Origin of the sequence: Hoeflea sp. YIM 152468 (genome assembly GCF_029210485.1) — a bacterium.
Classification (GTDB): Bacteria; Pseudomonadota; Alphaproteobacteria; order Rhizobiales; family Rhizobiaceae; genus Hoeflea.
In genome coordinates, this window is the sequence record NZ_JARGET010000035.1 from 1 (window position 1) to 17,693 (window position 17,693).

Annotated in this window: 20 protein-coding genes; 16 read left to right on the plus strand and 4 right to left on the minus strand. The window is 63.7% G+C overall.

The window, feature by feature from the left end; translation table 11 throughout:
* The first annotated feature begins 342 nt into the window (after window positions 1-342).
* The 6 genes from PZ897_RS17850 to leuC all read left to right on the plus strand — a co-directional run bounded on the left by PZ897_RS17850 (window position 343) and on the right by leuC (window position 4,845).
* Window positions 343-1,143: a transporter substrate-binding domain-containing protein gene (locus tag PZ897_RS17850; RefSeq protein ID WP_275753995.1), complete on the plus strand. Its 801-nt coding sequence runs from the start codon at window positions 343-345 to the stop codon at window positions 1,141-1,143.
* 9 nt (window positions 1,144-1,152) lie between these two features.
* Window positions 1,153-1,671 (plus strand): GNAT family N-acetyltransferase, encoded by a 519-nt coding sequence (locus PZ897_RS17855; protein ID WP_275753997.1) that lies wholly within the window; start codon window positions 1,153-1,155, stop codon window positions 1,669-1,671.
* The gene (locus PZ897_RS17860) at window positions 1,668-2,501 is read left to right on the plus strand and encodes an amino acid ABC transporter permease (protein WP_275753999.1); all 834 of its coding nucleotides are present in this window, start codon (window positions 1,668-1,670) and stop codon (window positions 2,499-2,501) included. The genes PZ897_RS17855 and PZ897_RS17860 overlap by 4 nt, the downstream gene beginning before the upstream one ends.
* A gap of 188 nt (window positions 2,502-2,689) precedes the next feature.
* Window positions 2,690-2,968, plus strand: a complete 279-nt coding sequence (locus PZ897_RS17865; RefSeq protein ID WP_275754001.1) for a hypothetical protein — start codon at window positions 2,690-2,692, stop codon at window positions 2,966-2,968.
* A 280-nt stretch (window positions 2,969-3,248) separates the two neighbouring features.
* Entirely contained in the window at window positions 3,249-3,371 is a 123-nt protein-coding gene (locus PZ897_RS17870; RefSeq protein ID WP_275754002.1) for a hypothetical protein, read from the plus strand.
* Window positions 3,372-3,435: 64 nt separating this feature from the next.
* The gene (gene leuC / locus PZ897_RS17875; RefSeq protein WP_275754004.1) at window positions 3,436-4,845 is read left to right on the plus strand and encodes a 3-isopropylmalate dehydratase large subunit; all 1,410 of its coding nucleotides are present in this window, start codon (window positions 3,436-3,438) and stop codon (window positions 4,843-4,845) included.
* A gap of 110 nt (window positions 4,846-4,955) precedes the next feature.
* Here the strand turns inward: leuC and PZ897_RS17880 are convergent, their stop codons facing one another.
* Window positions 4,956-5,201 (minus strand): DUF982 domain-containing protein, encoded by a 246-nt coding sequence (locus PZ897_RS17880; RefSeq protein ID WP_275754006.1) that lies wholly within the window; start codon window positions 5,199-5,201, stop codon window positions 4,956-4,958.
* A 196-nt stretch (window positions 5,202-5,397) separates the two neighbouring features.
* Complete coding sequence (locus PZ897_RS17885; protein WP_275754008.1) at window positions 5,398-5,826, minus strand: hypothetical protein; 429 nt, start codon at window positions 5,824-5,826, stop codon at window positions 5,398-5,400.
* Window positions 5,827-6,115: 289 nt separating this feature from the next.
* Here PZ897_RS17885 and PZ897_RS17890 point away from each other — a divergent pair, with 289 nt between their 5' ends.
* The 5 genes from PZ897_RS17890 (at window position 6,116) to PZ897_RS17910 (ending at window position 10,296) form a co-directional block, all read left to right on the plus strand.
* A complete protein-coding gene (locus PZ897_RS17890) occupies window positions 6,116-6,580 on the plus strand; it encodes a GNAT family N-acetyltransferase (RefSeq protein WP_275754009.1) in 465 nt (154 codons plus the stop codon).
* 275 nt (window positions 6,581-6,855) lie between these two features.
* Complete coding sequence (gene sdhC / locus PZ897_RS17895) at window positions 6,856-7,251, plus strand: succinate dehydrogenase, cytochrome b556 subunit (protein WP_275754012.1); 396 nt, start codon at window positions 6,856-6,858, stop codon at window positions 7,249-7,251.
* A 13-nt stretch (window positions 7,252-7,264) separates the two neighbouring features.
* A complete protein-coding gene (sdhD, locus tag PZ897_RS17900; RefSeq protein ID WP_275754014.1) occupies window positions 7,265-7,654 on the plus strand; it encodes a succinate dehydrogenase, hydrophobic membrane anchor protein in 390 nt (129 codons plus the stop codon).
* Window positions 7,655-7,666: 12 nt separating this feature from the next.
* Window positions 7,667-9,502 (plus strand): succinate dehydrogenase flavoprotein subunit, encoded by a 1,836-nt coding sequence (gene sdhA, locus PZ897_RS17905; protein WP_275754067.1) that lies wholly within the window; start codon window positions 7,667-7,669, stop codon window positions 9,500-9,502.
* A gap of 14 nt (window positions 9,503-9,516) precedes the next feature.
* The gene (locus tag PZ897_RS17910; protein ID WP_275754016.1) at window positions 9,517-10,296 is read left to right on the plus strand and encodes a succinate dehydrogenase iron-sulfur subunit; all 780 of its coding nucleotides are present in this window, start codon (window positions 9,517-9,519) and stop codon (window positions 10,294-10,296) included.
* 128 nt (window positions 10,297-10,424) lie between these two features.
* Here PZ897_RS17910 and PZ897_RS17915 read toward each other — a convergent pair whose 3' ends face one another.
* A complete protein-coding gene (locus PZ897_RS17915) occupies window positions 10,425-11,570 on the minus strand; it encodes an aminotransferase class I/II-fold pyridoxal phosphate-dependent enzyme (protein ID WP_275754025.1) in 1,146 nt (381 codons plus the stop codon).
* Window positions 11,571-11,692: 122 nt separating this feature from the next.
* A complete protein-coding gene (locus PZ897_RS17920; RefSeq protein ID WP_275754027.1) occupies window positions 11,693-12,673 on the minus strand; it encodes an NAD(P)-dependent alcohol dehydrogenase in 981 nt (326 codons plus the stop codon).
* A gap of 90 nt (window positions 12,674-12,763) precedes the next feature.
* On the opposite strand from PZ897_RS17920, the gene PZ897_RS17925 reads away from it, so the two are divergent.
* The 5 genes from PZ897_RS17925 to msrA all read left to right on the plus strand — a co-directional run bounded on the left by PZ897_RS17925 (window position 12,764) and on the right by msrA (window position 17,652).
* The gene (locus PZ897_RS17925; RefSeq protein ID WP_275754029.1) at window positions 12,764-13,579 is read left to right on the plus strand and encodes a LysR family transcriptional regulator; all 816 of its coding nucleotides are present in this window, start codon (window positions 12,764-12,766) and stop codon (window positions 13,577-13,579) included.
* Window positions 13,580-13,776: 197 nt separating this feature from the next.
* On the plus strand, window positions 13,777-14,847 hold the full coding sequence (locus tag PZ897_RS17930) for an NAD-dependent epimerase/dehydratase family protein (RefSeq protein ID WP_275754031.1): 1,071 nt from the start codon (window positions 13,777-13,779) through the stop codon (window positions 14,845-14,847).
* Window positions 14,848-15,123: 276 nt separating this feature from the next.
* Complete coding sequence (locus tag PZ897_RS17935; protein WP_275754033.1) at window positions 15,124-16,461, plus strand: MFS transporter; 1,338 nt, start codon at window positions 15,124-15,126, stop codon at window positions 16,459-16,461.
* Window positions 16,462-16,592: 131 nt separating this feature from the next.
* The gene (locus PZ897_RS17940; protein ID WP_275754035.1) at window positions 16,593-16,934 is read left to right on the plus strand and encodes a carboxymuconolactone decarboxylase family protein; all 342 of its coding nucleotides are present in this window, start codon (window positions 16,593-16,595) and stop codon (window positions 16,932-16,934) included.
* Between the two features lie 115 nt (window positions 16,935-17,049).
* Entirely contained in the window at window positions 17,050-17,652 is a 603-nt protein-coding gene (msrA, locus tag PZ897_RS17945) for a peptide-methionine (S)-S-oxide reductase MsrA (protein WP_275754037.1), read from the plus strand.
* Window positions 17,653-17,693: the final 41 nt, after the last annotated feature.

Consider the following 17,693-nt stretch of genomic DNA (forward strand, 5'->3'; position numbering starts at 1 on the left):
GGGCCGCGCGCAGGTTGCGCCAGCCTGTGTGCATGGCGGGGGCAGATGCCTCATCCGACCCCGAACGGACATGCACACACCACAACTCATTCCGTAAGGCAAAGCCCGCGTGCGGCCCTCCGGACCATCTGCCTGTCCAAACTCCGGCGGTTTCGCGCGCGGAGCAAGTTCTGTTGCCTGCGCCAATCTCCCCTTGCGGCGTGCCGCACCACATTGCAAAGTGCTGCCAAGCGCTGCACGTCAACAGGCGGCAGCTTGCCTTTCATTCCGGGACCGGTGCGCGCCCGTTACCTTACCAGCCCGGGACCTTGTCAGCCCGGGACCTTAATCAGGGAGAGTGTCATGTCAGTTGCAAAACTCGTTTCCGCCGCAGCGGCCGCAGTCATCGCGTGGGGCGCAAGTGCCGCACTGGCGCAGGATCTGCCCGATCTGGGTGGCAAGACCATCGTCGTGGTCACCGAAAACGCCTATCCGCCCTTGCAGTTCATCGATCCCAAGACCGGCGAGCAGATCGGCTGGGAATATGACGCCATGAACGAGATTGCCAAGCGGCTCAATGTCACCGTCGAGTACCAGAACACCTCCTGGGACGCGATGATCCAGGCGGTCTCCGACGGCCAGTACGAGATCGGCATGACCGGCATTTCGATCAAGGAAGACCGCAAGGAGAAGGTCGATTTTTCCGACCCCTATCTGCGCTCGGAAATGTTCATGCTGGTGCGCAGCGACGAGACCCGGTTTGACGATGCCGCCTCCTTTGCCGGCTTTGCGGAGGGTCTGGTCGGCGCCCAGCCCGGCACCACGCCGTTCTATGTTGCCGTCTATGACGTGCTCGATGGCGACGAGGCCAATCCGCGCATCAAGCTGATGGAGACCTTTGGCGCCACCGTGCAGGCGCTGAAAACCGGCGATGTCGACATGGTGCTGACCGACGGCGTTGCCGGCAAGGGCTATGTCGAGGCCTCCGAAGGCGCCCTCAAGCTGACCGGCGGCCCGCTCGGCGCCGACGATTTCGGCTTCATCTTCCCCAAGGGCTCGGAGCTGGTGGCGCCGGTCAATGCGGCGATTGCCGCGATGAAGGCCGACGGCACCATCGATGCACTGAACACCAAATGGTTTCTCGACTACAAGCTCGGCGGCTGAGTAGATCTCGTGACACTCATTTTCGACGGATACAGACCGGGAGCGCTTGGCGGCGTTCTCGGCCTGCATATGGATTATTATGCCCGCGAATGGGGGTTTGGGCTGGCGTTCGAAACCAAGGTAGCCGCTGAGCTGTCCGAGTTCCTTACCCGCTTCGATCCCGAGCGCGACCTGTTTCTCACGGTCTGGCGCGGCGACGCGCTGGTCGGGTCGATCAGCATGGATGTCTCTGGTGGTGGCGCCGATGGTGCGCATCTGCGCTGGCTCGTGGTCTCAGGCGCCGAGCGCGGCAGCGGCATTGGCAAGCAGTTGATGACACACGCAATCGATCACGCCGATCGGACGACGGGCGGCCCGGTCTGGCTCACAACATTTGCCGGGCTTGAGACGGCGCGCGCACTTTACGATCGTCACGGCTTTGCGCTGTGCTCGCACAATGATGCCGATCAGTGGCAGGGCGGCGTCCGGGAGCAGCTGTTTACGCGCCCGGCGCATCCTGGCCCGGCGCGCGAGAGTTCCAAGCCGTGACAGCAGCGCCGAAACAGGCCGACAAGCCCGATTTTCCCTGGTGGCTTCTCGCCGCTTGCGCCATCGCGCTGTTTCTGGCCGTCCAGATCGTGCTCAACGATCTCTACAGCCAGATCTTCTCGATCGTCGCGAAGGGGGTCTGGATCACCATCTTCGTCACCCTTGTCGGCTTTGCCCTGGCCACGGCCATCGGTCTGCTGCTGGCGGTGATGGGCCTGTCGAAATCGCTGGCGCTCAGGCAGATCGCCCGGTTCTATGTCGAGATCGTTCGCGGCATCCCGATCCTGGTGCTGCTGTTCTACATCGCCTTCGTCGGCGCTCCGGGCTTTGTCATCGCCTGGAACGCCCTGACGGCGCCCTTGGCCGAGGCGGGACTGATCGGCGAGATGAAGGTGCGCGATGTGTCGCTGTTGTGGCGGGCGATCATCGCACTGACCATCGGGTATTCGGCCTTCATCTCGGAGGTGTTCCGCGCCGGCATCCTCGCCGTCGACGGGGGGCAGGTCGAGGCCGCCAAGGCGCTGGGGCTGTCGCCGGTGCAACGGTTCCGTTTCATCGTGCTGCCGCAGGCGATCCGCACCATCCTGCCGCCCCTGGGCAATGATTTCATCGCCATGATCAAGGATTCGTCGCTGGTCTCGGTGCTCGGCGTCGCCGATCTGACCCAGATGGGCAAGGTCTATGCCTCGGGCTCGTTCCGGTTCTTCGAGACCTATTCGATCGTGGCCTATGTCTATCTCTTGTTGACCGTCGGCCTGTCGCTCGGGCTCAGGGCGCTGGAAAAACGCTTGCGGCGCGCCGACGAGGCGCGCATGGGCGGCAGCGGATAGGTTCGGCAGGGCCGCACTGCCCGGCTTGCGCGGTTTGCGCAGCGGCCTGATCCTGCTACATCTTTCGCCATTGTGATCGCGCCGGGTGTGTCCCCGGCCTTGGCAAGGGCGGGCGCTGTCCCCAGATAGGGTTGAGCGCCTGCAGGGATGTCGCTGCATCGCAGCCGCGGCGCCGAAAGGAAAACCGGATGAAACGCACAGTGTTGATTGCCATGCTGGGCCTGGTGCTGCTGTCGGCCATTGCCTCCGCTGAACCATTTCGCAGCGGCCGCAGACTTGATGCCATCCAGTCGGGCAGGCTCTATGATCCGATCCTCACTCCGCAGCTCAACCCGAGTTTCGAGTTCAACGATCCCAATGCCGAGGCAATCTTCCTCAACCAGATGCGCAGGGGCCGGGTCAGGACAGACGCGATTCCCGAAGCTCAGCGGCAGTATTTCCAGTGGCAGCTTGACGGCAAGCGCTAATGCATGCCGTGCTCATGCCGTTCAACTGGATGTGCGGCCCTGCAAGCGTCGAAATTCCGGCCCGGGCCCGATCCGGCTGGTTCGGTCTGTCTGTGTCGGTGGCCACCGTGGTGCTGATCCGGACTTGAAACGCCCGGATTTTCGCGCAAGTCTCGCAGCAGACAGGAGGAGCTTGCCGCATGCGTTCGGCCTTTCACCGGGACCGGCGCAAACAGGCCGGCCCTTGGCATCAGCGCATAGGTGATTGCCGATCTGAACAGGACTTGATAGAAGCGCGGTCATGACGATATGGAAGACCAAACACGACGCTGCGCTGCCCCAAATCGTGCTGCAGGACAAGAAGCGCCTGCCCGGGCGTTTTCATGCCGCGATCGCGGGCGCGTTGAACAGCCGCCGGGCCTGAGCGGGCCGGAGACGGCCACCTGTGTCGAGACTTCCCGAATGATTCGAATAATGGACGACTTATCATGACCGCACCGCGCACACTCTACGACAAGATCTGGGACGACCACCTGGTCGATGAGCAGGAGGACGGCACCTGCCTGCTCTATATCGACCGGCATCTGGTGCATGAAGTCACCAGTCCGCAGGCTTTTGAGGGATTGCGCACGACGCGCCGCACGGTGCGCGCGCCGGAAAAGACGCTTGCCGTGGTCGACCATAACGTGCCGACCTCGCCGGACCGGGCCTTGGGCATCAAGAACGAGGAAAGCCGCATCCAGGTCGAGGCTCTGGCCACCAATGCGGCCGAGTTCAATCTCGAATATTTCAACGAGAACGACAAACGGCAGGGCATTGTCCACATCGTCGGCCCCGAACAGGGCTTCACCCTGCCCGGCACGACAATCGTCTGCGGAGACAGCCACACCTCGACCCATGGCGCCTTCGGTGCGCTGGCGCACGGCATCGGCACCTCGGAGGTCGAGCACGTGCTCGCCACCCAGACATTGATCCAGAAAAAAGCCAAGAACATGCTGGTCGAGGTCAATGGCGAATTGCCCGAACATGTCACCGCCAAGGACATCATCCTGGCCATCATCGGCGAGATCGGCACTGCCGGCGGCACCGGCTATGTCATCGAATTTGCCGGCGAGGCCATCCGTGCGCTGTCGATGGAAGGCCGCATGACGGTCTGCAACATGACCATTGAAGGCGGCGCCCGCGCCGGCCTGATCGCGCCGGACGAGAAGACCTATGCCTATTTCAAGGGCCGGCCGCGCTCGCCCAAGGGCAAAGCCTGGGACATGGCGGTCGACTACTGGAAATCGCTGGTTTCCGACGAAGGCGCCCATTACGACAAGATCGTCCGTCTTGACGCCGCCGCGCTGCCGCCGATCGTCTCCTGGGGCTCCTCGCCCGAGGACGTGATCGCGGTGACCGGCGAAGTGCCCAATCCCGACGACATCAAGGATGAAGCCAAACGGACGTCGAAATGGCGGGCGCTCGAGTATATGGGTCTCAAGCCCGGCACAAAGATCACCGACATTGCCATCGACCGGGTGTTCATCGGCTCGTGCACCAATGGCCGTATCGAGGATCTGCGCGCCGCAGCGGCGGTGGTTGAAGGCAAGACCGTCAGCCCGACCGTCGATGCGATGATTGTTCCGGGGTCAGGCCTGGTCAAGCAGCAGGCCGAAGACGAAGGTCTCGACGTGATCTTCAAGGCGGCGGGCTTTGACTGGCGCGAGCCGGGCTGCTCGATGTGCCTGGCGATGAACGACGACCGGCTCAAGCCCTATGAGCGCTGTGCCTCGACCTCGAACCGCAATTTCGAAGGCCGCCAGGGCTTCAAGGGCCGCACCCACCTGGTCTCGCCGGCCATGGCGGCGGCAGCGGCGATTGCAGGTCATTTTGTCGACATCCGCGAGTGGACATAGCCGCAACTGCCGCCTCGCCTGACACTGCACACAAACACCAGAACCCGCCGGTCAAACGGCGGGTTGTCTGATTTCAGCGCCATTGAAAGGCCGGAGCGGCCATCGGGGTGTCAGCTCAGGTGCAGATGCGCTTCGATCGCCGCAGCGATAAAGGCCTGCCGGGCCGTGCGGGGTGCGGCGTCGCCGTGGATGACCTTCTCACAGGCGCGTTCGGCGTCGCGGTAGCGGCTGCCGTGCCTGTCCGGCCAATTCTGCTGCAGCACGGCCTGGGCATGGCGGGCGGTCCTGACCGTGCGGTGAAGCCCTGTGTCGGGATCATCAATGGTGATCGGAATGTCCCAGGCTGTTGATCGCATGATGCTGCCTCCGTGGACGTGAAGCAGCAGTGTCCGCCTCACCCGGCCAAAGGTCACGAGGTTCCCGTCAGCGTGGTTAAGCAGCGGCGTCGAAACCGCAGCCGGCGGCGAAACTGTCCCATGGCGGGGCACACTCGCGCGGCAGGCGGGGACCGGGCCTGATCCGGTCAGGCGCTCCTGCCCGGCGCGGCTGGTCTCAAGGCCGGATCACGCACACGCCGCCGCCCTTGCAGCGGCCGCTGTCGCCGTCGACGATGATCACCTTCGGGCCGGATCGTGCCTTTTTGTGACCGCTGCCTGAGTGGCGGTCGCGCTTGATGCGAATGGTGACATCATCGTCGCGTCTGATCCGGGTGGACGGCGCCGGCGGTGGTGCGGCTTGCTTTCGGCTTGCTGATTGCTTTCGGCTGGGCGCGCCGATATGCGAGGTCGAGCGGCGCTTGTCGCCATCGATGATGATGATGGTGACATCGCCGCGGTCGCGCAAGAGCTTTGACTTGACCGATGGTGGCGGCGGCAGTTCAGATGCGAATGCCGGAGCGGCAAGGCTGAGGCCGAGTATAAGCGCAAGAGCTGCGTGAACCGGTTTGCGGCCGCCGCCGCGTGAAAAAAACCTCTCGGTCATTGCAGTTGTCCTTTCCTGCCGCTCGCTGAGAGCGGGCCCAACGGGGTCTGGCGAGGCTGCGCTGTCTCGCGGGGTACCGGCGGCGGGCTGGCACGGGTTCGGCCCACCGGTTCGGATTACACATCGCAGACAATTCAGGCACCATTGTGCCGCAGCCCCCTTGCCGTGTCACGCGGGCGGGCGGGCAATTGCCGGTTAAGGTTAAGAGCGGCGGTGGCCGGGAAGGCTCTAAGACTGCGCCATCCGGCAGGCTTGACCAGAGCGGCGGTTTGGTCGAAACATGCGGCCCATGGATACGCCCAAGAACATCGACATCTCGCTGCTGCGCCTCAATGACGCGCACCAATTCGCTCCGCTGCTGGCCGCCTATGTGCAGTCGCTCAAGCGTGGTGCGCCGCGCCGGCCGGATGATTTTTATGCCGAAACGCTGCTGCAGGATCGGGCCGCCCAGATTTCCGGCGCGCGGCTTGATGGCGAACTGGCCGGTTTCGTCATCTTCTACGACCTGCCCGACCCGGTCAGCGGCATGCGGCTGGGCCAGGTCGACCATCTCTATGTCAGCCATTTGCACCGCAGGATGGGCATCGCACAGGCGATGCTCGACATGCTGGCGGAGGAAAGTGATGCCCGCGGCTGGTCGCGAATCATCCTCAATGCGCCGCGTCTGTCCGAGGAAGGCCGCAAATTGTATGAAAAACTTGGCACCAAGGCGGATTTTTACAGCTGGGAAATCCGCTTCGACACTTTGAGTTGACTGTTTCTGGCCGCACCGGCCGCGCCGGCAGGCATCGGCCTGAGAGAGCCGGGCGCCCCAGAAACCAGCCGAACCCGCAATGTTCGGCGCTTTGAACCGGTTGAAGCGCCCGGCAGGATGAAATCCTGCCTTCGCTTTCGACCAAAGGCTTGCCGTCAAACACAATCTGCACTTTGACGCGGTGCACATAACGCACTAAAACCTCGGCAGAGTCGCCGTGCCCCGTTTCGCGGTGTGCGGCTGGCGCTCCTTGAAGAAAAAAGGACAGGGTCCCGATGACCAATGTGACACAGAACCGGCCTTTGTCGCCGCACCTGAGCATCTACAAGCAAATTCCGACCATGGTGATGTCGATCGCCCACCGGCTTACCGGCATGGCGCTCTATGCGGGCACGCTGCTGGTGGCCTGGTGGCTGGTGGCGGCGGCTTCGGGCGAAGTCTATTTCGACTGGGTCAACGGACTTTTCGGTTCGCTTCTCGGGCGGCTTGTGCTGTTGGGCTACACCTGGGCGCTGGTCCATCACCTGCTCGGCGGCATCCGCCATTTCATCTGGGACACCGGGCGCGGCTTTGGCCGGGAGACGTCGACCAGGATGGCCTGGCTGACAATCACCGGCTCAATCATCCTGACGGTCCTGATCTGGATCGCCGGGTATGCAACCCGGCTCTAGGAGGCAGAGGGACATGGACACCAAAGATATGCGTACACCACTCTCCAGGGTCCGTGGCCTTGGATCGGCCAAGGAAGGCACCGAGCACTTCTGGCGGCAGCGCCTGACCGCGATCGCCAACGTGCCGCTGATTCTCTTCTTCATCGGGTTTGTTGTCGTCTACAATGGCCAGCCTTACGCGGTGGTCGTGGGCGCGCTGTCCAACCCGCTGGTTGCGGTGCTGATGGGCCTGGTGCTGATTTCGGGCATCGTGCACATGAAGCTGGGCATGCAGATCATCATCGAGGACTACATCCATGCCGAGGGCATGAAAGTAGGTCTTCTGATCCTCAACACATTCTTTGCAATCGCCGTCGGCGCCGTGTCGTTGTTCGCGATTCTCAAACTCGGCTTCGGAGGCTGACAGACCATGGTTATGACGTCGAGCGTCAACATTGGCGGACGCGACTACACGGTAGTCGATCATTCTTATGATGTGGTTGTGGTCGGCGCCGGCGGCGCGGGGCTGCGCGCCACTCTGGGCATGGCTGAACAAGGCTTTCGCACGGCCTGCATCACCAAGGTGTTCCCGACCCGGTCGCACACGGTTGCCGCCCAGGGCGGCATCGCCGCCTCGCTGACCAACATGACGCCTGACAGCTGGCAGTGGCACATGTATGACACGGTCAAGGGGTCCGACTGGCTCGGCGACGTCGACGCCATGCAGTATCTGACCATGGAAGCGCCCAAGGCTGTCTATGAGCTCGAGCATTACGGCGTGCCGTTCTCGCGCACCGAGGATGGCCGCATCTATCAACGGCCGTTTGGCGGCCACATGCAGAATTACGGCGAAGGCCCGCCGGTGCAGCGCACCTGTGCGGCGGCAGACCGCACCGGCCATGCCATCCTGCACACGCTCTACGGCCAGTCGCTCAAGCACAATGCCGAATTCTTCGTCGAATATTTCGCACTCGACCTGCTGATGGAAGACGATGGCCGCTGCACCGGCGTTGTTGCCTGGAACCTTGATGACGGCACCATTCACCGGTTTTCCGCCAAGATGGTGGTGCTGGCCACGGGCGGTTACGGCCGGGCCTATTTCTCGGCGACATCGGCGCATACCTGCACCGGTGACGGCAACGGCATGATCGCACGGGCCGGGCTGCCGCTGCAGGACATGGAATTCGTGCAGTTTCACCCGACCGGAATCTACGGTGCCGGCTGTCTGATCACCGAGGGTGCGCGCGGCGAGGGCGGCTATCTGGTCAATTCCGAGGGCGAGCGTTTCATGGAACGCTATGCGCCGTCGGCCAAGGATCTGGCCTCACGTGACGTTGTCTCGCGCTGCATGACGATGGAAATCCGCGAGGGCCGCGGCGTCGGCAGGGCCAAGGACCACATCTACCTGCATCTTGATCACCTCGATCCGGCGGTGCTGCATGAGCGGCTTCCCGGCATTTCCGAAAGCGCCAAGATCTTTGCCGGGGTCGATGTGACCCGCGAACCGATCCCGGTGCTGCCGACAGTGCATTACAACATGGGCGGCATTCCGACCAATTACTGGGGTGAAGTGCTCAATCCGACCCCGGCCGAACCGGACCGGGTGACGCCCGGCCTGATGGCGGTCGGCGAAGCCGGCTGTGCTTCGGTGCATGGCGCCAACCGTCTGGGCTCCAACTCGCTCATCGACCTGGTTGTGTTCGGCCGCGCCGCAGCGATCCGTGCCGGCGACGTCATCGACCGGGACTCGGCGATCCCGCAGGTCAACGAGACCTCGTTCGAGAAGATCATGACCCGGTTCGACCGGCTGCGCCATGCGGATGGGCCGACGCCGACGGCCGATCTGCGCGAGAAAATGCAGCGCGCCATGCAGGAAGACGCTGCCGTGTTCCGCACCCAGGAATCGCTCGAATCGGGCTGCAAGCGGATCTCGCAGATCTGGACCGAATTGTCGGATCTGAAGGTCACCGACCGCTCGCTGATCTGGAATTCGGACCTGATGGAAACGCTGGAGCTGGAAAACCTGATGGTCTGCGCCATCACCACGGTCTATGGCGCCGAAGCGCGCAAGGAAAGCCGCGGCAGCCATGCCCGCGAGGATTATGTCAATGGTCCGTTTGGCGGCCGCGACGACGAGAACTGGCGCAAGCACACGCTGGCCTGGGTGGATGAGAAGGGCAAGGTCGCACTCGACTACCGTCCGGTTCGCACCGAGCTGATCGCCGAGGGCATCGATCCGGCCAGGATCGCGCCCAAAGCGCGCGTGTATTGAGAGAGAGCAGAGACATGGTTGAACTCACACTGCCGAAGAATTCGCAACCCAAGCCGGGCAAGGTCTGGCCGAAGCCGGAAGGCGCCAAGAACACCCGCGAATTCAAGATTTACCGCTGGTCGCCGGATGATGCGGAGAACCCGCGCATCGACACGTTCCACATCGACACCGATGATTGCGGGCCGATGGTGCTCGACGGGCTGTTGTGGATCAAGAGCAAGATCGATGCGACGCTGACATTGCGCCGCTCCTGCCGCGAAGGCATCTGCGGCTCCTGCGCCATGAACATCGACGGCACCAACACGCTGGCCTGCACCAAGGGTCTCGACGAGATCAAGGGTGCGGTGAAGGTCTATCCGCTGCCGCATCTGCCGGTGGTCAAGGATCTGGTGCCGGATCTGACGCATTTCTATGCCCAGCACCGCTCGATCGAGCCCTGGCTCAAGACCGTGTCTCCGACGCCGGAGAAGGAGTGGCGGCAGAGCCACGAAGACCGGGCCAAGCTCGATGGGCTTTATGAGTGCATCCTGTGCGCCTGCTGCTCGACGGCGTGCCCGAGCTACTGGTGGAATGGCGACCGCTATCTCGGTCCTGCCGTGCTGCTGCAGGCTTACCGCTGGCTGATCGATTCCCGTGATGAGACCACCGGCGAACGGCTCGACAACCTCGAGGATCCGTTCCGGCTCTACCGCTGCCACACCATCATGAACTGCACCCAGACCTGCCCCAAGGGTCTCAATCCGGCCAAGGCCATCGCCGAGATCAAGAAGATGATGGTCGAACGCCGGGTGTAGGCGAGACAACACAGGACATTGAAACGGGGGAGCGCTTGCTCCCCTTTTTTGTGTCCGATTGTGCCCGAAGCGGGCATCCATTTATCTCCCCCGCAAGGGGGAGATTTGGGAGCCGCAGAACTTCGATCTCACCCCAGCGCCTGGGTGAGGTCGGCGATCAGGTCGCCCGCGTCCTCGATGCCGACGGAAACGCGGATCAGGCTTTCGGGGATGCCGGTGTGCGGCTCGATGGTGTGACGGTGCTCGACCAGGCTTTCGACACCGCCGAGCGAGGTGGCGCGGTGAAACAGCCTGAGCTTGCCCACGGCAGCGAGCGCTTCGGCGGCGCCGCCCTTGACCAGGAAGGAAAACAGGCAGCCGAAACCGCCCTGCATCTGGCTCGCCGCTGTCGCGTGGCCGGGGTGGGTCTCGAGGCCGGGGTAATAGACCTCCGCCACCTTCGGGTGGGTGCTCAGATATTCCGCGATGGTTTGCGTCGAGCGGCACATGCGCTCCATGCGCAGCGGCAAGGTGCGCATGCCGCGCAACAGCAACCAGGCTTCAAACGGGCCGATGACGGCGCCGGCGTCGTGGCGATCGGCCTTGATGTCGGTCCAGATCCTTGCCGCCGGCGCCGAGGTTGCGAGCACCCCGGCCAGCACATCGGAATGACCGTTGATCGCCTTGGTGGCCGAATGCATGACGATGTCGGCGCCTAGCTCCAGGGGTTTTTGCAAGATCGGTGTGGCGGCGGTGGAATCAACCGCCAGCACCCCGCCAGCCGCGTGGGCGCACTTTGCCGCGTGGACGATGTCCACGCTCTTGAGCCAGGGGTTCGACGGCGTCTCGATGAACACCAGATCCGGCGTGTGAGTGACGCAGGCCTGTTCCAGCACACCGGCATCGGCGGCATCGACTTCGTGCAGGCTGATCTGGCGGCGGGCGGAAAAATCTCTCAGCCACTTGGTCGTGCCCCAGTAGATGCCGGATTGCACAAGGATCGTGGCGCCGTTCGGCAGCGTCCGGAACAGCGCCGCAATCGCCGCCATGCCGGAGGGGAACAGCAGTGCCTCTTCGGCGTTCTCCAGCCGCGCCAGCACATTTTCGGCGATGCGGACGATGTCGGAATTGTCCCGCAGATAGATATTGTCGGGATTGACCAGCGCATAGTCCTCGTCGCGGACGAAGGTGGTCGAGAGCTGCATTGGCGGCACCACGCCACCGCTTGGGGAATCGATGGCGCCGCCGGCCTGGGCTGCGATGGTCGAAGGCTTGAGATCGGTGGGCAGCGTCATGCGGATCTGTCTTTCGCTGGTTGTGCACCAGTCTTGCGGATGCCGGTGCCTGTATAGTGTTGTGTCTATGCAGTCTCGAGGCGAATTTCAACGCTGCCGGTCTGTTGAGTGCGGTGCATGTTTCATGCGGCGCCGGTCACGATTGCCACATGGCCCTTCCGGGTGCGGCCTTCAAAATGGGCATGGGCCTCGGCGGTCCGCTCGAGCGGAAAGCGCTGATCGATAATGGGGGTCAACTGACCTTTGTCGGCAAGGCCGGCCAGATGCCGCAGATCGTCCGCGCGCTCGGGCGCATAGCCGCCGATTGCCTTGCGGCCTCCGGTCTTGCGGGCAAGCAGGCTGCCAAGGAGTTGCCACAGATCGGACGAGACCAGCAGCAGCCGGCCGCCGGGTTTGAGGGCCGCGCCATATCGGGCATAGGTCGCGGTGCCGCTGGTGTCGAGAATGATGTCGTAGGCATCACTGGCGGGGGCTGCGTCGTCGCGTGTGTAGTCCACAACCGCGTCAGCGCCGAGCCCGCGCACCATGTCGAGGCTCGTGGTGGAGGCGACACCGGTGACATGAGCGCCGAATGATTTTGCGATCTGCACCGCAGCGCTGCCGACCCCGCCGGCAGCCCCGATGACGAGGACATGCTCGCCCTCCTTGATGCCGCCCTTGTCGCGCAGGAAATTGAGCGCGGTGGCGCCGCCAAAGGACAGCAGCGCTGCCTGATCAAGCCCGAGATTGTCGGGCGCGATGGCAAGTGCGGCGGTCTGGCGGATCACCGCATAGTCGGCATAGCCGCCGAAGGCCGCGCCGGGATAGGCGAAGACCCGGTCGCCCGGCTTGAACCGGGTCACCTGGCCGCCCACCGCTTCCACCACGCCGGCAAATTGTGCGCCCAGCACCTGGCGGCGCGGGCGGAAAAGTCCGAACACCAGTCTGCCGACGAAACCAAAACCGCGCGGCATGTCGAGACTGCGGGCGCGGTAATCGGCGGCAGTCACACTGCTGGCGTGAACCCGCACCAGCACCTCGTCGGGTTGAGGCTCCGGCTTTGCACGCTCGGTCTGCTTGAGAACCAAGGGCGGGCCGTATTCGCAATAGGCGATGGCTTTCATGATTTTGGTCTCCAGGTTTCGAGCTGGGTATACGCATGCACGGACGTCGAATAAATTGACCAGAAACGCCGATATGATATGCATTTTCGCATGGATTGGAGATCTGTCAATTTCGACTGGAACCGGGCGCGGGCGTTTCTGGTCACCGCCGAGGAAGGGTCGCTGTCCGCAGCCGCGCGGGCGCTCGGCATGGCGCAGCCGACGCTCGGCCGCCAGGTCTCGGCGCTGGAACGGGAGCTCGGCGTGGCGCTGTTCGAGCGTGTCGGACGCGGTTTGACACTGACGCCGAGCGGCCTCGAACTGATGGATCATGTGCGCGCCATGGCCGATGCCGCTTTCCGGCTGCCGCCGATTGTCCGCAAGCTTCGGAACCTGGCGCCGGGGATCGATGTCGAGATCGTCGCCACCAATTCCGAAAGCGATCTGCGGCGGCGCGAGGCCGATATCGCGATCCGCAACTACCGACCGTCCCAGCCCAATCTGGTGGCGCGCAAGATCCGCGACATCCATGGCCGGATCTACGCGGCCCGCAGCTATCTCGACAGTATCGGCAATCCGTTAACGCCGGAGGGGTATGCGGGGGCGGATTTCATCGGCTTCAACCGCTCGGGCGAACTGATCGCGGCGATGACCCGGTTCGGCCTGACGCTGACCCACCGCAATTTCCCCGTCGTCTCGCAAAGCCATCTGGTGCAGTGGAGCCATGTGAAGCAGGGGCTCGGCATCGGCATCATGGCAGCCGATATCGGCGATGCTGACGCTGATGTGGTTCAGGTGCTGCCTGATCTCGATCCGATCGTCATCCCCGTGTGGCTGGTGACACACCGCGACGTCCACACCAGCCGGCGGGTACGGCTGGTGTTCGATCTGATGGCAAGGCGGCTGGCGCAGCCTTATGGCCGGTGAAGCCGGTGCCGCCGGAGCGGACATTCGACCATGCCGGGTCTTGTTTTTGCCTGACGCAACGACAGGTAATGAGACGGGCAGGCGCGAGGTGCTGCTGCCTCGGGCGGTCAGGCCGCCGGAACGGGCCTATCCTGGACCCTGACTTTGACCTTGACTCTGGCTCTCTCCCTCAGGCTCCATGTTTTGAAAGCTGCGCAATGACCCAACCGGACTACACCACAGACCACCCCGTTCTTGTCACCGGCGCCACAGGATTTGTTGCGGGATGGCTGGTCAAGCGGTTGCTCGAGGAAGGGTTTGTCGTCCACGCAGCGGTTCGCGATCCGTCCAATGCCGCCAAGACAGCGCATCTGACAGCCTTGGCCGCCGAGCTTCCGGGGCAGCTCAAGCTGTTTGGCGCCGATCTCCTCACCGATGGCAGTTACGCGGAAGCCATGAAGGGCTGCAGAGTGGTGTTTCACACCGCCTCGCCGTTCACAAGCAAGTTCAAGGATGCGCAGCGCGATCTGGTCGATCCGGCGGTCACCGGCACCCGCAACGTGCTGGAAACGGCCAATGGCACCGAAAGTGTCGAGCGCGTCGTGGTCACCAGCTCCTGTGCCGCGATCTATGGCGACACACTCGATGTTGCCGCCGCCCCCGGCGGGGTGCTCACCGAGGATGTCTGGAACACCACCTCGAGGCTTGACCATTCGCCCTATGCCTTCTCCAAGGTCGAAGCGGAAAAAGCCGCCTGGGACCTCGCCAGGGCGCAGGCTCGCTGGCAATTGGTCACCGTCAACCCGTCGCTCGTCATCGGCCCGACCGTGTCGGGCGCCTCGACGTCGGAATCGCACAATCTGGTCAAGCATTTCGGCGATGGCATCCTGAAAGCCGGGGCGCCGCCGCTGGAGATCGGCATGGTCGATGTGCGCGATGTCGCCGAGGCGCATATGCGCGCGGGTTTCGTCACAGCCGCGCATGGCCGCTACATCACCTCGGCGGACACGGTGTCCTTTCTCCGGTTGGGGCAGATGCTGCGCGGTCATTTCGGCGATCGCTGGCCGTTCCCCACCCGCGAACTGCCGAAATGGCTGCTCTGGCTGGTTGGGCCGCTGATCGACAAGACACTGACGCGGGAGTTCGTGTCGCGCAACATGGGCCACCGGTGGAGGGCGGACAATGCGAAGGCAAGGCGGGAGCTCGGGATCGAGTTCCAGCCCGTCAGCGCGGCGGTGATCGAGATGTTTCAGCAATTGATCGACACCGGCGCAGTCAGGCCGCGCTAAAGCGCGCCGCATCAAGCCGGTTCCGGGCGACGCGCTTTAGGCTCTTTGTTTCTGCATGTCGTTGTCGCAAAACCGCTGCACACTTTTGCGCGACATGCATGAGCTGCCGCTCCGATCGACCAGGGATCTGGCTTGCCGTGGGATGCGCCAGGGCCGTCATCGCCTGTTTCGATGCCTCCGCCGCCTCCGCCGCCTCCGCCGCCTCCGCCGCCGGTCCGGCTTCCGTCGATCTGGCCACGCGTTCCCTCCGGTGATGAAACCCGCTAGCGTAGCGGCATGATCGAGATCCTCAGACATCCTGATTATGCGCGGCTGTTTGCGGCGCAGATCATTGCCCTCATCGGCACCGGCTTGCTGACTGTCGGCCTTGGTCTGCTGGCCTATGAGCTTGCAGGGGACCGGGCCGGGGCTGTGCTTGGTTCGGTTTTTGCCATCAAGATGATCGCCTATGTCGGGCTGGCGCCGGTGGCCCATGCGCTGGCCGGTCGCTGGCCGCGCAAGCGGGTGCTGGTTGGCGCCGACATGGTTCGCGCCGCCGTGGCGCTGACGCTGCCGTTCGTCGATTCGGTCTGGCAGATCTACGGCCTGATCTTCGTTCTGCAGGCAGCGTCCGCGACGTTCACGCCGGCGTTTCAGGCGGTGATCCCCGATATTCTCACAGACGAGCGCGATTACACTCGAGCGCTGTCGCTGTCGCGGCTGGCCTATGATCTGGAGAACCTGCTGAGCCCGGCGCTGGCCGGGGTGCTGCTTGTGTTCATCAGCTATCACGGCCTGTTTGCCGGCACCGTTGCCGGGTTCATCGGCTCGGCACTGCTGGTGCTTTTTGCCACCGTGCCGGCCTCTGCCGCAACAGCCCAGGCCCGGCCGTTTCTCGACCGATTGACCAGAGGCATACGTATATATGTGGCAACGCCACGCTTGCGCGGCCTGTTCTTGCTCAATCTCACGGCGGCGGCGGCCGGCGCCTTCGTGCTGGTCAACACGGTGGTGGTGGTCCGCGGCAATTACGGCCTGGGCGACGCGCAGGTGGCTGTGGCGCTGGCGGCGTTTGGTGCCGGGTCGATGCTTGCCGCGCTGCTGCTGCCGCAACTGCTGGAGCGGTTTGCCGACCGAAGGGTCATGGTTGCAGCCGCGGTTTTGCTGGCCGGGCTGACGCTGGCACATGCAGCCTATCAGATGATAACTGGCCTGCCGGCCTGGAGCGGCTTCCTGCTGATCTGGGCGCTGAGCGGGATCTTCTATTCGGCGATTCTCACTCCATCGGGCCGGTTGCTGCGCCATTCCGCCCATCCGGACGACCGGCCGGCGCTGTTTGCGGCGCAATTCACCCTGTCGCATCTGGGCTGGCTTGCCACCTACCCGATCGCCGGCTGGGCCGGCAGCGTTCTGGGCCTGCCAGAGGCAATGGCGATCCTGGGGGCGATCGCGCTGGCGGGCTTGGTGCTGGCGGTTCTGGCCTGGCCTGCCGATGACGCCCGGGTGCTCGAGCACGAGCACCGGGACCTGCCGCCGGAACATCCGCATCTGCGCGCGCATCCGGCGCCGGGCGCGCGGCACCGCCATGTCTTCGTCATCGACGACGAGCACCGCGCCTGGCCGACGCAGGGGTGACACGCCGGCTGCTGCCGGCTGAGCCCGGTTTGGTTTGCGTTCCCTCAGGCAGAGGTTTGACCGCGATCAATCCGGTGTCGGCTGCGGGCTGCTAGCAAGGGCCACCAGCAATCTGGAATCAGGGAACCACAATGGCCGAAACCAACTGGACTTCTTTCATCGATCAGACCAATGCGCGCATGGCCGAACTTCGCAAGGCGATGCCCGAGCAGTCAAAGGGGTTCGGGCACCTGGCCCGGGCCGCGATCGCACCGGGCGTGCTCGATTCCAAGACCAAGGAGCTGATCGCGCTGGCCATCGGCATCACCGCGCGCTGCGACGGCTGTCTTGCCTTCCACGCCAAGGCCGCCCGGCAGTATGGCGCCACAAGAGAGGAAATTGTCGAGACCATCGGGGTCGCGGTCTATATGGGTGGCGGACCCTCGATGATCTACGGGGCCGAGGCGCTGGATGTGTTTGACGCGGTGGGCTAGCCCGATCGCTGCCGGTCCGGACTGGCGGCGGCGCACCGCTTCACGGTTTTGTGCGGAAGCTTGAGTTGCCAAACGCCGGCTGCGGGTTAGGGTCCTGGTGAAACAGGAGACACCCATGTTCAGATTGCTGCTATCGACCGCGCTGATGACCGGCGCCTTGACCATCGCTTCCGCCCAGGCCGAGGAAACCGGCGTGGCAATATTCGCCGGCGGCTGCTTCTGGTGCGTGGAATCAGACTTTGATCAGGTCAAGGGCGTGACATCGACAATTTCGGGCTATATCGGCGGCACGCTCGACAATCCGACCTACCAGACCCACGTCGCTGGCGGCGACCGGGAGGCGGTGGAAATCAAGTATGACCCGGCGGTTGTCAGCTATGCGGAATTGCTCAAGACGTTCTTCCGGACAGTCGATCCGACCGACGATGGCGGACAATTCTGTGATCGCGGGCACAGCTACACCACCGCCGTCTATCCGCTGAATGACGCGCAGGCCGCACTTGCCAGGCAAGCCAAGGCGGAGGCTGAAACCGTGCTGGGAAAACCGGTTGTTACCGAAATCGCACCGTCGGCGAAATTCTGGCCGGCAGAAGACTACCACCAGGGCTATTACGAGAATAATCCGGTGCGCTACAAATATTATCGCTACGCCTGCGGCCGCGACAGCCAGATCGAAACGCTCTGGGGCGAGGAAGCCTTTTTCGGGCTTGAGAAATAGCCGGCGCCGGGCCAAAGCCCGGCGCACGCATGCCGCACTCA